Source organism: Rhizobium giardinii bv. giardinii H152 (genome assembly GCF_000379605.1).
Taxonomy (GTDB): Bacteria; Pseudomonadota; Alphaproteobacteria; order Rhizobiales; family Rhizobiaceae; genus Pararhizobium; species Pararhizobium giardinii.
The window spans coordinates 1-12,452 of record NZ_KB902668.1; the positions used below are offsets into that span (position 1 = coordinate 1).

The following is a 12,452-nucleotide window of genomic DNA, read 5'->3' on the forward strand; positions in this document are numbered from 1 at the left end:
GCCGGGGCAGGAGCGGGAATACAAATACAGCTGGAAGCGACAGAACTGGTTCGAAAACCAGCGCGACGAACATCTGGCGGTTCGCACCGGCGTTGGACTGTTCGACATGACGTCCTTCGGCAAGATCCGCGTCGAGGGCCGTGATGCGCTTTCCTTCCTGCAGCGGCTCTGCGCCAATCAGATGGACGTCGCGGCAGGCCGCATCGTCTACACCCAGATGCTCAATGCGCGCGGCGGCATCGAGAGCGACCTGACGGGCACGCGTCTTTCCGAAACGGCGTTTCTGCTCGTCGTTCCCGGCGCGACGCTGCAACGTGATCTTGCCTGGTTGCGCAAGCATATCGCCGACGCGTTCGTGGTCGTCACAGACGTTAGCGCCTCGGAATCGGTGCTTTGCATCATGGGGCCAAAGGCACGCGAGCTGATGGGAAAAGTCAGCCCCAACGATTTCTCCAATGCCGCCCATCCCTTCGGCACCGCGCGGGAGATCGAAATCGGAATGGGCCTCGCTCGCGCCCACCGCGTCACCTATGTCGGCGAACTGGGCTGGGAGCTCTATGTCTCCACCGACCAGGCGGCGCATGTGTTCGAGGCGCTGGAGGCGGCGGGCAGGGACGTCGGGCTGAAACTCTGCGGTCTTCATACGCTGGACAGCTGCCGTATCGAAAAGGCCTTCCGCCATTTCGGCCATGACATCACCGATGAGGATCATGTTCTGGAAGCCGGGCTCGGTTTTGCCGTGCGGACGCAGAAAGGCGAATTCATCGGCCGCGACGCGGTGTTGAGGAAACAGGACAAGGGCCTGTCTCGCCGTCTTGTGCAGTTCCGGCTGACCGATCCGGATCCGCTTTTGTTCCACAACGAAGCGGTGGTGCGCGACGGCAAGATTGTCGGCACTGTGACCTCCGGCAATTACGGCCACCATCTCGGCGGCGCGATCGGGCTTGGCTACGTGCCGTGTATCGGCGAGAGCGAGGCGGAGGTGCTGGGTTCGGCCTACGAGATCGAGATTGCCGGAACGCGGGTAAGGGCGGAGGCGTCGCTTGCGCCAATGTATGATCCGAAGGCGGAGCGGGTGAGGGTATGATGCACGGCACGCCGGCTTTTCCCGGGGCTACCCCCCTCTGTCACTCCGTGACATCTCCCCCTCAAGGGGGGAGATTGGCCGCAACCGCTGCGGCTCACTCCGGCTTTCTTCGCTCTACACCGTTTCAGTTCATTTCTGCTGGACAGAGACTTATCCGCGTGCCCTCGATCTCCCCCCTTGAGGGGGAGATGTCACGCAGTGACAGAGGGGGGTGCGCCACGCGCTCTTCAGCCCGGAGACATTCCCATGCTCGCACCTGATACCAAGACAAAGGCACCGTTGCCGGACCGCATCGACCAGCTCGTGGCGGCGCACAAGCCGGGCCACGGTCTTGCCAGGCCGTTCTACATGGATCCGGACATCTACGAGCGGGATCTGGAGCGCGTGTTCCGCCGCCATTGGCATTGCGTCGCGCATGAGAGCGTTATCCCGAAACCCAATGATTTCGAAGTCTTTCGCATGGCCTCCGAGCAGGTGATCGTGACGCGCCATGCGGACGGGACCATCCACGCTCTGCTCAATGTCTGCCGCCACCGCGGGGCGGAAGTCTGCACCAGGGACAAGGGCAATGCCCGTGTCTTCGTCTGTCCCTACCATGCCTGGACCTATGGCAATGATGGGGCGCTCAAGGCGGCGCGGCTGATGCCGAAGGATTTCAAGCGGGAGGACCATGGGCTGAAGACGCTGCATGTTCGTGTGGTCGAGGGGCTGATCTTCATTTCCTTTGCCGAAAACCCGCTCGACTTCTCCGAGGTCGAGAACCTGCTGCACGCCACCTGCGGCCAATATGGCTGGGGGCAGGCCAAGGTGGCGCATCGGCAGAGCTATCCGGTCGATGCCAACTGGAAGCTGGCGGTTGAAAACTATGTCGAATGTTACCACTGCGGTCCGGCGCATCCGGAATATTCGCAGACCCATGCGCTCGAGCAGCCGCTGCACATGATCGAGGCGCTGAACGCCGCGATGGAAGAACGTACCTGCGCGCTCGGCATAGAGGTCGGTTCCGGCGATCACTGGCAGACCTCGGCGAACGGCAAGGAAACCATCCATGCGTTTCGCTATGCGCTTTATGACGGCGTCAAGACCGGCAGCCAGGACGGCTCGCCGCTTAGCACGCTGATGGGCCGTTTTACCGACTTCGACGGCGGCGTGACCTCCGTCCATCTCGGCGGCACGTCCTTCCTGGTCTGCTACCCCGATCACGGGATGATCTACCGATTCATTCCGAAGGGGCCGGAAACCTGCGAGATGGAGCTGATCTGGCTCGTCAACGGCGAGGCCGAGGAGGGCAGGGACTATGATCTCGCCAGGCTCACCTGGCTCTGGACGGTAACGACCGACGAGGACAAGGCGATCATCGAACACACGTCGCGCGGCGTCCGCTCGCACTATTTCGTGCCCGGCCCGATCGCGCCGATGGAGCAGAACGAGTTGCGCTATATCAACTGGTATCTGGATGAGATCAGCCGGGCGAGTTGACGCCCGGTTTCACGGGATGCGTCCACGCACCTCGGTGACCCGGTAGGACCATTTGGGCGCCGTCGGTTCAACGCCGTAGCGATTGGGGAACGTGAAGTAGGTTTCGAAGCTCTGGTTCTGGCCCGCGGGAATGCGCGCGAGAATGAGGGCGGTGTCCTCGCCGAGCGTCCTGCACTGGTTTTGCGGGCAATCCTCCAGCGTCACCGACAGCCTGAAATAGTCGAGATTGAAGCCGCTCTTGTTTGCCACCGTGCCGGTGGCACGATAGCTCGTGTCCGGGCGGTTGCGTGTGAACGCCAACCCGTCAACGGAGATGTCGTCCGGCGTCAGCGCCGGCCGGGTCTGCTGCGGGGTCTGATCGGTCTCCGCGTTGGGAGTATTGTTGCCTTCACTGATCCAGATGATGAAGGCGATGATCAGCCCGACTGCGACCATCAGGCTGAGTGCTGGTTCGGCAAAACGCTGGAAGCGCGACGAGCGCATGGCGAAATAGACGATCAAAAGGCCTGCAAGCGCAGGAAAAATCCAAATCATCAAAGTCCTCCCGCTCTTTATATAGGCGGGGCGTGGACGCGAGGGAAGCGGGGTGCGGGGCAGGGCTGCGATTGTCATGCAAAGTGGAACAAAGCGCGCGCTAACCCGTTTCCAGCAGGTCGCCCCCGACGTGTTTCAATCATCAAAAGGAGGAAACCAATGGCAGAAAGAGCCCTGGAAGACCTGTTCTACGGCCTGCTCAAGGATGTCTACTACGCCGAACGCAAGATTCTGAAGGCCCTGCCGAAAATGGCCAGGGGCGCCCAGAGCCCGAAGCTGAAGGCGGCATTCGAAAAGCATCGCGACGAAACCGAAGGTCAGCTGGAACGCCTGCAGCAGGTTTTCGAAATCCTCGGCAAGCGCGCCGTCGGCAAGACCTGCCCGGCGATCGACGGCCTGATAGAGGAAGGCGAGGAAATTCTCGATGAATTCAAGAATTCACCCGCTCTCGATGCTGGCCTTTTGGCTGCTGCGCAAGCCGTCGAGCACTATGAAATGGCCCGCTATGGCGCGCTGAAGACTTGGGCAATGATGCTCGGTCTCAACGATGCGGTCAAACTGCTCGACGAAACGCTGCAGCAGGAAGGCAAGACCGATCACGACCTGACGAAGCTCGCCGAAGCATCGGTCAATGCAACGGCTCTCAAGAAAGCCGCCTGACAGAACATCGTCAAAAATGGCCGGATTTACACCCGGCCATTTTTCTATTTCAGGCTGATCCAATAGGATCCGTTGAAGGGGACGGCGGCAAAGCGCTCGTTGATTTCCTTCAGGCTCTCGTCCGGATCGACATCGGCAAAGAGTTCCGGCCGCAGCCATCGGGCAAAGGCCTCGGCGGCGAGGATATTCAGCGGCACCGCATTGAAGAAGTTCCACAATCCATGCACGCGGCCTTTCTGGACGGCAGAAAGATTGGCGAGCACAGGACTTTCTACGGCCTCGCCAAGCGTCTTGCGGGCCTCCGCGGCGGTGACGCCGGGGCCCACGGAAAAGGCGCTGTAGGTGCCGCCCGGTGACGCCGTGGCGATATAGACTTGAGGGTCCGCGGCGATCAGGTATTCGCTGCTGACGATGCCGCCCTGGCGCGGCAGGTTGTCGGTGATATTGCGGCTGCCGGTGATGCCGATGAACTCGCCGAGGCCGCCCGTTCCGTAAGCATAGCAGCAGCGATCCGGATTGGGGAACGCATCCATCAAAACGGTCGGGCCTGGTTCGGGATGGGCTGCGACGCGATCGATGATGCGCTTCAGATGTTCCTCGTAAAAATCGGCGAAGGCGTTTGCCTGTTCCTCGCGTTCGAGTATCTTGCCGAGCAGGCGCATGTTGCCGGGCGTATTCTTCATCGGGTCGCTGTTGAAGTCGACGATGAAGACCGGAACGCCGGTCGTTTCCAGATAGTCGATCGCCCTTTTTCCAAGTTCGCTATCCGCCTGCCAGTTCGCCATGATGGCGAGGTCCGCCTTCAGCGACAGGATGGTCTCGAAGGACAGGCCGCCGGTGCTGTCGTCGATGATCGGTACATCGGCAAGTGCCGGAAACTTCGCCACGAAATCCTTGTAGATCTCAGGATTGTCGCCCTTCATGTCGCCGGACCAGCCGGCGAGCAGGCTGACCGGGTCCGGGTGGATCAGCGACAGCGCGACCAGGTTGAAGCCGCTGCCGAGCAGGATCGCCTTCGGCTTTGCCTTGATCGTCACCTGGCGGCCGAGGGCGTCGGTAAGCGTCAGCGGCCAGCGCTCCTGTGCCTTCGCTATGGAGGCGAAGGCGAGAAACAGGCCAAGGGTCAGGAGGAAAAGGCGCTTCACGATCATTGCTTTCTTTGAGCGGGCAGGGCGCAGAGTTCGCCGCAACCTGGAATGCCGGGCAGCAGATAGCGCAGGCAGCAGACCTTGCGGCGGCAGACGGTTTGCTCGCCTTCGATCTCATGGCGAAGGCAACCCAGGAAGGGATTGAGAGAACCGTCCGGCAGCCGCGGCTCCGTGAACAACGGTCGCGCGGCCCAGGGCTCGCCATCGGCCGGGCGCTCGCGCTCCGTCGCGTTGAAGGCGTAGTCGATATAGACGGCCGCATTGTTCCAGGCGAGTTTCGGCGCAATGCCGCCCTGTGCCTTCAACTGCGAAATGATTTCGGGAATATGCTGGCTGACCAGGGGAACCACGAAAGAGAGGAGGTCGCCGTTCCCGTCGCTCCAATCCCCTTCGCCGGCAAGCCCGAGTGCGCGCGGCAGCCCGTCTTCCGCAAGGGCAATCGTCATGTCGTGAACGGCGATCGGCAGGGCACAAAAGGCCCGACGTGCGACGATGTAGGGGATCGTCAGGATCGAGAAATAGTAGAGGGACCACATGGAGGCAACCGCGCGCCGATCCGTGCCGGCATGGGCGGCGGCATAGGTATCAAGGGCAGCGCAAAAGCCGCCGGAGCCGAAGAAGTCCGCCAGCGGGACGGCACCTTCGAGTTCGGCGGAGAGCATCATCTTCTCGCCGCACCAGGCATGCTCGCCGGCAAAGACCGCCTTCAGGCCGGGTGGCCCGAAAGCGGTCCTTGCATCAAGGTTCGCGGCGATGGCCAAGGTCTTACCAGCTGTATTTCAGCGAGCCGATGACGGCGCGGCCCTGTTCTCGGTAGCAGAAGCTTGCCGAGCACACCGCTTCGCGCCGGTCGAAGAGATTGGTGGCATTCACCTGCAGACGCAGGCCCTCATACTTCTTGTCCATTGCCGCGAAGTCATAGTGGGCGGCGGCATCGAACAGCACCCGCGACGAGTTGCGGGTCGTATTCTGGTCGTTGCCGTAGCTCGATCCGAGGAACCGTGCGCCGGCACCAAAACCGAGGCCTGCCGCCTGGCCATCTTCGGGAAGCGTATAGTCGGCCCATATGGACGCCATGTGACGGGGCACGGAGGAGACGTAGTTGCCGACCGTGTCGGCCGCGCCCTCGGTGATCTTGATGTCGGTGTAGGTATAGGACGCGACCAGCGACAGGCCGTTGTCGAGGCTGGTGTTGGCCTCGATCTCGAAGCCGCGAGAGCGCACCTTGCCGCGCTGCACCTGAACGTTCTCGGGACCGCTTCCCAGATCGATAACCTCGTAATAGAGACTGTTCTTCTGGTCGATGTTGAACAGCGCGGCGGTGATCATCGTATTGCTGTCCGGCAACAGATACTTGACGCCGATTTCCTCCTGCTCGCTCTTCGTCGGCTTGAAGGGGGAGCCGGTCTCCCGGTTGATACCGGCGTTCGGCGAAAAGGCGGTGGAGTAGCTGATATAGGGTGCGAGGCCGAAATCGGTTTCGTAGGTCAGGCCGATACGGCCGGAAAACGCCTTGTCCTTCTGGGACACCGAGTCGATCGCATCGGTGGTGAGATCCGTCGTGTCGGTATCGGTCGAGACCCAGTCATAGCGCGCGCCTGCCGTCAGGGTCCAGGCGTCGTAGCGGATCTGATCCTGCAGATAGGTGCCAAGCTGCCACTGGTCCTGAACGACACGGCTGGTGAAGTCGATTGGATCGGTCGGGCGGCCTTCGGTCGGATTATTGGTATCCAGCGGCGGTGTGAAACCGGTGCCGGAAAGCGAGCGGAAGCGCAGTTTGCTGTAGTCGATGCCCGCAAGCAGGGTATGGTCGAGCGCGCCGGTATCGAACCGGGCTTCCAGTTGATGGTCGACCACGAAGGCCGTCAGGCGCTCGTCGAACGTACCGGCGCTGCTGTCGAGCAGCGTCGGATCGACGGCGTTCGGCGCATAAGCGAAGGCCCAGTCAGCATCGGTATTCAGCGTGGAGACCCGCATGTTCTGGCGGAAGGTGAATGTCTCGTTCAGCCGGTGCTCGAATTCGTAGCCGATGCGGGCCTGCTTCTGTACGGAATCGTTGAAATCCGGGTTGCCGGCGAAGATGTCGGTTACTTCGCCGGTCAGAGGATCGTTGTAGTAGGCCGCCGTGCCGCCCGTCCTGGTGCGGGAGTATTCGCCGAGGATGGTCAGCTTGGTGTCTTCGTCCGGCTTCCAGGTGAAGGCGGGGGCGATATTGGCGCGGTCGTCCGGCACGCTCACCTGTTCGGTGTCGGCGTCCCGCAGCAGCCCGGTCATGCGGTAGTAGACCGGGTCGGTGTCGTTGACCGGGCCGGAGAAATCGAACTGTCCCTGATAGCGGTTGTCGGTGCCGTATTGCAGCTGCAATTCGTGCAGCGGCTCATCCGTCGGGCGCTTGGTGATCAGGTTGAAGAGGCCGCCGGCGCCAGATGCTCCATAGAGGGCAGACGAGGGACCACGCAGGATCGACACGCCTTCAAGGCCGTAAGGCTCCGTCTTGAACAGCGATGAACTGGCGCCGGGCTGGCGCAGGTTGTCGCGGAATACGCCGGTATAGGTGACGTCGAAGCCGCGCACCGTAAAGGAATCGAAGCGCGGATCGAACCCGTAGGCACCGACGCGCGACCCCGGCGTATAGGCGAGCGCATCGAGAAGGGTCTGCGGGTTGCGGTCCTTCAGTTGCTGTTCGGTCACGGACGAGATCGACTGCGGCGTCTGCAGGAAGGGCGTGTCGATCTTGGCGCCCGTCGCGCTGCTGGTGCCGACATAGCCATCGGCAGTGATGACGCCGCCGCTGCCGCCGGTAACGGTCAGGGTCTCCAGCACCGTTGCGCCTTCGCTCGTGATGGAATGCGCCGTATCCTGGGCAAAGGCCGTCAGCGACAAGGCGAGAAGCGAAGTGCCCGCAAGGGCGAAGCGGACGGTGGGCCGGGTGACGCAGCGAGGATCGGGCATGTCATGCACTTTCTGGACAGAGCAGTCATAAAGATGACTTCTTCTATCAAGATTCTTTTCGTCGAAAAGCGAAAATGCATGAGTAAAATACTCACGTTTACAGCGTGTGGGATTTGCGCAACATTCAGGAAACCTGCAGTGTATAACGCTTGTCAGCACACAACTTAAAAGACCGCGTCTTCGAAAGGCGCGGTCTTTGAAAGTGGTGTCGGCCGGCCAGGCGGCAGAGGCGTTTTATCCGTGATTGATCATCACGTGGCGGACGGCCGTATAATCCTCAAGCGCGTAGACCGACATGTCCTTGCCGTATCCAGACTGCTTGATGCCGCCATGCGGCATCTCGTTGGTCAGCATGAAGTGGGTGTTGATCCAGGTGCAGCCATATTGCAGGCGAGACGCCGCCTTCATCGCCTTGGTGATATCCTTGGTCCAGACCGAGGAGGCAAGGCCGTAGTCGCTGTCGTTCGCCCAGGCGACGGCCTGGTCGTTGTCGGTGAAGCGGGTGACGGAGACGACGGGGCCGAAGACTTCGCGCCGGACGATCTCGTCCTCCTGCGTTGCCCCTGCGACAACCGTCGGCTGGAAGAAGAAGCCGTCCTTGCTGCCGAGGTTTCCACCCGTGGTGATCTCGATGTGCTTCTGTTCGCTCGCGCGCTCGACGAAGCTTGCCACCCGATCGCGCTGACGCTTGGAAATCAACGGGCCGATTTCGTTTTCGGTGTCGTCGGCGAGATTGTATTTGATCGTTGAGACGGCCGACGTGAGATCAGCGACCAGTTTCTCGTAGATCCCGTCCTGGGCGTAGATGCGGCAGGCGGCGGTGCAGTCCTGGCCGGCATTGTAATAGCCGAAGGTGCGGATGCCGCTCACGACAGCTTCGAGGTCGGCGTCGTCGTAGACGATCACCGGGGCCTTGCCGCCGAGTTCGAGATGTGTGCGCTTGACCGTCTTGGCGGCGGCCTGCAATACCTTCTTGCCGGTGGCGATATCGCCGGTGATCGAGACCATGCCGATCTTCGGATGGTTGATCAGCGTGTTGCCCACCGTTTCGCCGCGGCCGAGGATGACGTTGACGACACCTTCCGGCAGAATGTCGGCAAGCACGCGGGCCATTTTCAGCGCCGTCAGCGGTGTCTGTTCCGACGGCTTGAAGACGACGGTGTTGCCGCCGGCAATCGCAGGCGCAAGCTTCCAGGCCATCATCATCAGCGGATAGTTCCACGGCGCGATCGATCCGACGATGCCGATCGGATCGCGGCGGATCATCGAGGTGAACCCCGGCAGATATTCGCCCGCAACAGGCGCGTGCATCGAACGCACAGCGCCTGCGAAGAACCGCCAGCAATCGATGATCGCCGGCAGCTCGTCATTGCGCACGGCGTTGATCGGCTTGCCGCAGTTCAGCGCCTCCAGCACCGCAAAAGCGTCGGCGTCCTTCTCGATGGCATCGGCGATCTTCAGCAGGTAGCCGGAGCGCTCGCCGGGTGTCGTCATTGACCACGTGGCAAAGGCCTTCTCCGCCGCATCGACGGCCCGCTCGATCTGCGATTGAGACGCCTCCGGCAGGTCTACGATTTTCGCACCGGTCCGCGGATTGAGGATCAGTTCCTCCGCTTCGGTTCCGGCCTCGAATGTCGATCCGATCAGCAATTGCGTGTCCATGTCCGTTCTCCCTTTTTCTGCGTCTGTTTTTTTCGGAAAACCGGTGTCCACTTTTCCGAAACAGACGTGTGATTATTTGCCGGCGCCGGCGATCTGGTCGCCGTCGCGCGTGAGATAGTAGGCCGCCAGGATCGGCAGGAATGTCACCAGCATCACCACCATGGCGACCACATTGGTGACCGGCCGCTGGCGCGGGCGAATCAGTTCCTCGAGCATCCAGATCGGCAGCGTCGACTGCTGGCCGCCGGTAAACGTGGTGACGATGACCTCGTCGAAGGACAGCGCGAAGGCGAGCATGCCGCCGGCCAGAAGGGCCGTGCCGATGTTGGGCAGGATGACATGGCGAAAGGTCTGGAAGCCGTCGGCACCGAGATCCATCGACGCTTCGATCAGCGAACCGGAGACGCGGCGGAAGCGGGCAACCGCGTTGTTGTAGACGACGACGATGCAGAAGGTCGCGTGGCCGAGCACGATGGTCCAGAAGGAAAAGGGGATATCGGCCATCGAGAAGGCCGAGCGCAGGGCAATGCCGGTGATGATGCCGGGAAGCGCGATTGGCAGGATGACGAGCAGCGAGATGGTTTCCCGACCGAAGAAGCGCGTCTGGCTGACGGCAGCGGCGCAGAGCGTGCCGAGCACCAGCGCGATGGCTGTGGCGATCGTCGCGACCTTGACCGACAAGGTGAGCGCTGCCCAGACGTCGGGCCGGTTCCAGGTGACCGCGAACCATTGCAGGGTCAGGCCCGGCGGCGGGAACTGGTAGCTCTTTTCCTCCGTCGTGAAGGCGTAGAGGAAGATCAGGAGGATCGGGATGTGCAGGAAAGCGAGGCCGCCGATGGCGGCGACTTTCAGCCCCAACGGCGCGGAGGTGGAGCGGTCAGAGCGCATCGAAGGCTCCCATGCGTTTGGCCATCCAGAGATAAAGGCCCATGATGATGATCGGCACGACGGTGAAGGCGGCGGCGAGCGGGATGTTGCCGGCCGTGCCCTGCTGCGCATAGACGGCCTGGCCGATGAACAGGCGCGAAGAGCCGACGATCTGCGGGATGATGTAGTCGCCAAGCGTCAGCGAGAAGGTGAAGATCGAGCCGGCGACGATGCCGGGCAGCGCCAGCGGAAAAAGCACATGCCGGAAAGTCTGCTGCGGCGTGCCGCCGAGATCGGAGGAGGCCTCGATCAGGTTGGCCGGTATACGCTCAAGCGCTGCCTGGATCGGCAGGATCATGAAGGGCATCCATACATAGACGAAGACCAGGAAGGTGCCGGTATAGCTGACCGAGAGCGAATTGCCGCCAATGACGGGCAGCGAAAGCCAGCCGTCGAGCAGCCAGAGCAGGTTGAGCTTGGTGAAGGCCCAGGTGAGAATGCCTTCCTTGGCGAGGATCAGCTTCCAGGCATAGATCTTGACGAGGTAGCTCGACCACAGCGGCAGCATGACGCCGAGATAGAAGACCGCCTTCCATTTTCCTCTGGCATAACGTGCAGCGTAATAGGCGATCGGGAAGGCGATCAGCGCCGAAAAGAGCGTGACAGTGGCGGCCATCAGGACCGTGCGGACGATGATGTCGAAATTGGCATCCGACAGCAGCTGCTTGTAGGTAGCAAGCGTGAACTCGTAATTGATCAGCCCGGAGAAATCGTCGATCGAGAAGAAGCTCTGCAAGAGAAGCGCAAACAGCGAGCCGAGATAGATGATGCCGAGCCAGAGGACGGGCGGGCCGAGCAGCACGGCGAGCAGCACCTGCGGGTGCTTCCAGAGGAAGTCCGAAATTCGTCCGGTGAGGCGCGGTCTGTTCGGCAGGATGGGTTGGGTGGCGGCGATAGTCATGCAACCTCCATCAGATGAAGGTCGTTGCGCGAAAAGGCGAGCTGCACCTCAGCGCCGATGTCGGGCAGGGGCATGGCGGCGGGGCTGGAAACGACGATCTTTTCTCCGTCGCAGTCGACGCTGACGCGATGAACCGCGCCGAGGAAGCTGCGGGCGGTGACAGTACCGGGCAGGGTGAGCTGCTCGGCCCAGGACGTGCCGATGGCAATCGCTTCCGGGCGCAGGCTTGCGGCTGCGGCGGGAACCCCGAGCCGGGCGCAGATGGCGCTGGACAGGATGTTGGACGAACCGACGAAATCGGCGACAAAGCGGGTCTGGGGCCGCTGGTAGATATCCTCCGGCGTGCCAAGCTGCTGGATTTTGCCGTCGTTGAACACGGCGATCCGGTCTGCCATCGACAAGGCCTCGCCTTGGTCGTGGGTGACAAAGACGAAGGTGATGCCGAGCGATTTCTGCAGGCTCTTCAGTTCCTCCTGCATCTGCTCGCGCAGCTTGAGGTCAAGCGCGCCGAGCGGCTCGTCGAGCAACAGCACCTTCGGCTTGTTGACGAGGGCGCGGGCGAGCGCGACGCGCTGGCGCTGGCCGCCGGACAGCTGGCCCGGCCGCCGCTGGCCGTAGCCCGGCAGCTTGACCATGGCAAGTGCGTCTTCCGCCGCCCTGTGCCTCTCTTGCCTGCCGATGCCCTTGACCATCAGGCCATAGGCGACGTTGTCGAGAATGGAGAGATGCGGAAAGAGCGCATAGTCCTGGAACACCGTGTTGACGCTGCGGCGATAGGGCGGAACGCCTTCAGCCGTTTCTCCGAAAATCTCGATATGGCCGCCGGTCGGCTGCTCGAAGCCGGCCATCAGCCTGAGGCAGGTGGTCTTGCCGGAACCCGACGGGCCGAGCATCGCGAAGAACTCGCCCGCCGCGATTTCAAGATCGACCGCATCGACCGCTTTGACAGTGCCGAAATGGCGGGAAACGTTTTCGAACAGGACGGCGGCGGTCATGGGGGACTCCGTGGGCATGCACCATCGTTCCCTTCGCGAGGAAGCGACGGAGGTTGTTATAATCTCCCCCCTTGTGGGGGAGATGTCCCGGAGGGACAGAGGGGGGC

General features: G+C 61.9%; 11 protein-coding genes. 3 read left to right on the plus strand and 8 right to left on the minus strand.

The features are described from left to right. The coding region (locus A3AY_RS0114585; RefSeq protein WP_018326392.1) for an aminomethyl transferase family protein at positions 1-1,087 on the plus strand (1,087 nt) is incomplete at its 5' end. A 246-nt stretch (positions 1,088-1,333) separates the two neighbouring features. Beyond that, positions 1,334-2,566 (plus strand): aromatic ring-hydroxylating oxygenase subunit alpha, encoded by a 1,233-nt coding sequence (locus tag A3AY_RS0114590; protein ID WP_018326393.1) that lies wholly within the window; start codon positions 1,334-1,336, stop codon positions 2,564-2,566. Between the two features lie 9 nt (positions 2,567-2,575). Here the strand turns inward: A3AY_RS0114590 and A3AY_RS0114595 are convergent, their stop codons facing one another. After that, entirely contained in the window at positions 2,576-3,100 is a 525-nt protein-coding gene (locus A3AY_RS0114595; protein ID WP_018326394.1) for a hypothetical protein, read from the minus strand. Positions 3,101-3,259: 159 nt separating this feature from the next. Between A3AY_RS0114595 and A3AY_RS0114600 the strand changes: the two genes are divergently transcribed. Continuing rightward, positions 3,260-3,760, plus strand: coding sequence for a YciE/YciF ferroxidase family protein (locus A3AY_RS0114600; RefSeq protein ID WP_018326395.1), 501 nt, complete (start codon positions 3,260-3,262; stop codon positions 3,758-3,760). Between the two features lie 44 nt (positions 3,761-3,804). Here the strand turns inward: A3AY_RS0114600 and A3AY_RS0114605 are convergent, their stop codons facing one another. The 7 genes from A3AY_RS0114605 to A3AY_RS0114635 form a co-directional block, all read right to left on the minus strand. Next, positions 3,805-4,905 carry an ABC transporter substrate-binding protein gene (locus A3AY_RS0114605; RefSeq protein ID WP_420830238.1) on the minus strand — a complete coding sequence of 367 codons (1,101 nt, stop codon included), beginning with the start codon at positions 4,903-4,905 and terminating at the stop codon, positions 3,805-3,807. Between the two features lie 2 nt (positions 4,906-4,907). Then, positions 4,908-5,669: a siderophore-iron reductase FhuF gene (fhuF, locus tag A3AY_RS0114610; RefSeq protein ID WP_018326397.1), complete on the minus strand. Its 762-nt coding sequence runs from the start codon at positions 5,667-5,669 to the stop codon at positions 4,908-4,910. 4 nt (positions 5,670-5,673) lie between these two features. Continuing rightward, the gene (locus tag A3AY_RS0114615) at positions 5,674-7,860 is read right to left on the minus strand and encodes a TonB-dependent siderophore receptor (RefSeq protein WP_018326398.1); all 2,187 of its coding nucleotides are present in this window, start codon (positions 7,858-7,860) and stop codon (positions 5,674-5,676) included. Positions 7,861-8,094: 234 nt separating this feature from the next. Then, positions 8,095-9,522, minus strand: a complete 1,428-nt coding sequence (locus A3AY_RS0114620; RefSeq protein ID WP_018326399.1) for a gamma-aminobutyraldehyde dehydrogenase — start codon at positions 9,520-9,522, stop codon at positions 8,095-8,097. A 72-nt stretch (positions 9,523-9,594) separates the two neighbouring features. Further along, positions 9,595-10,410 (minus strand): ABC transporter permease, encoded by an 816-nt coding sequence (locus tag A3AY_RS0114625; RefSeq protein WP_018326400.1) that lies wholly within the window; start codon positions 10,408-10,410, stop codon positions 9,595-9,597. Then, positions 10,400-11,350 carry an ABC transporter permease gene (locus A3AY_RS0114630; protein ID WP_018326401.1) on the minus strand — a complete coding sequence of 317 codons (951 nt, stop codon included), beginning with the start codon at positions 11,348-11,350 and terminating at the stop codon, positions 10,400-10,402. The genes A3AY_RS0114625 and A3AY_RS0114630 overlap by 11 nt, the downstream gene beginning before the upstream one ends. After that, positions 11,347-12,345: an ABC transporter ATP-binding protein gene (locus A3AY_RS0114635; RefSeq protein ID WP_018326402.1), complete on the minus strand. Its 999-nt coding sequence runs from the start codon at positions 12,343-12,345 to the stop codon at positions 11,347-11,349. The genes A3AY_RS0114630 and A3AY_RS0114635 overlap by 4 nt, the downstream gene beginning before the upstream one ends. Positions 12,346-12,452: the final 107 nt, after the last annotated feature.

Coding starts and splice junctions, on each gene's coding strand:
- A3AY_RS0114590 (WP_018326393.1), top strand. CDS start 1,334: ATGCTCGCACCTGATACCAAGACAAAGGCACCGTTGCCGGACCGCATC.
- A3AY_RS0114595 (WP_018326394.1), bottom strand. CDS start 3,100: ATGATTTGGATTTTTCCTGCGCTTGCAGGCCTTTTGATCGTCTATTTC.
- A3AY_RS0114600 (WP_018326395.1), top strand. CDS start 3,260: ATGGCAGAAAGAGCCCTGGAAGACCTGTTCTACGGCCTGCTCAAGGAT.
- A3AY_RS0114615 (WP_018326398.1), bottom strand. CDS start 7,860: ATGCCCGATCCTCGCTGCGTCACCCGGCCCACCGTCCGCTTCGCCCTT.
- A3AY_RS0114620 (WP_018326399.1), bottom strand. CDS start 9,522: ATGGACACGCAATTGCTGATCGGATCGACATTCGAGGCCGGAACCGAA.
- A3AY_RS0114625 (WP_018326400.1), bottom strand. CDS start 10,410: ATGCGCTCTGACCGCTCCACCTCCGCGCCGTTGGGGCTGAAAGTCGCC.
- A3AY_RS0114630 (WP_018326401.1), bottom strand. CDS start 11,350: ATGACTATCGCCGCCACCCAACCCATCCTGCCGAACAGACCGCGCCTC.
- A3AY_RS0114635 (WP_018326402.1), bottom strand. CDS start 12,345: ATGACCGCCGCCGTCCTGTTCGAAAACGTTTCCCGCCATTTCGGCACT.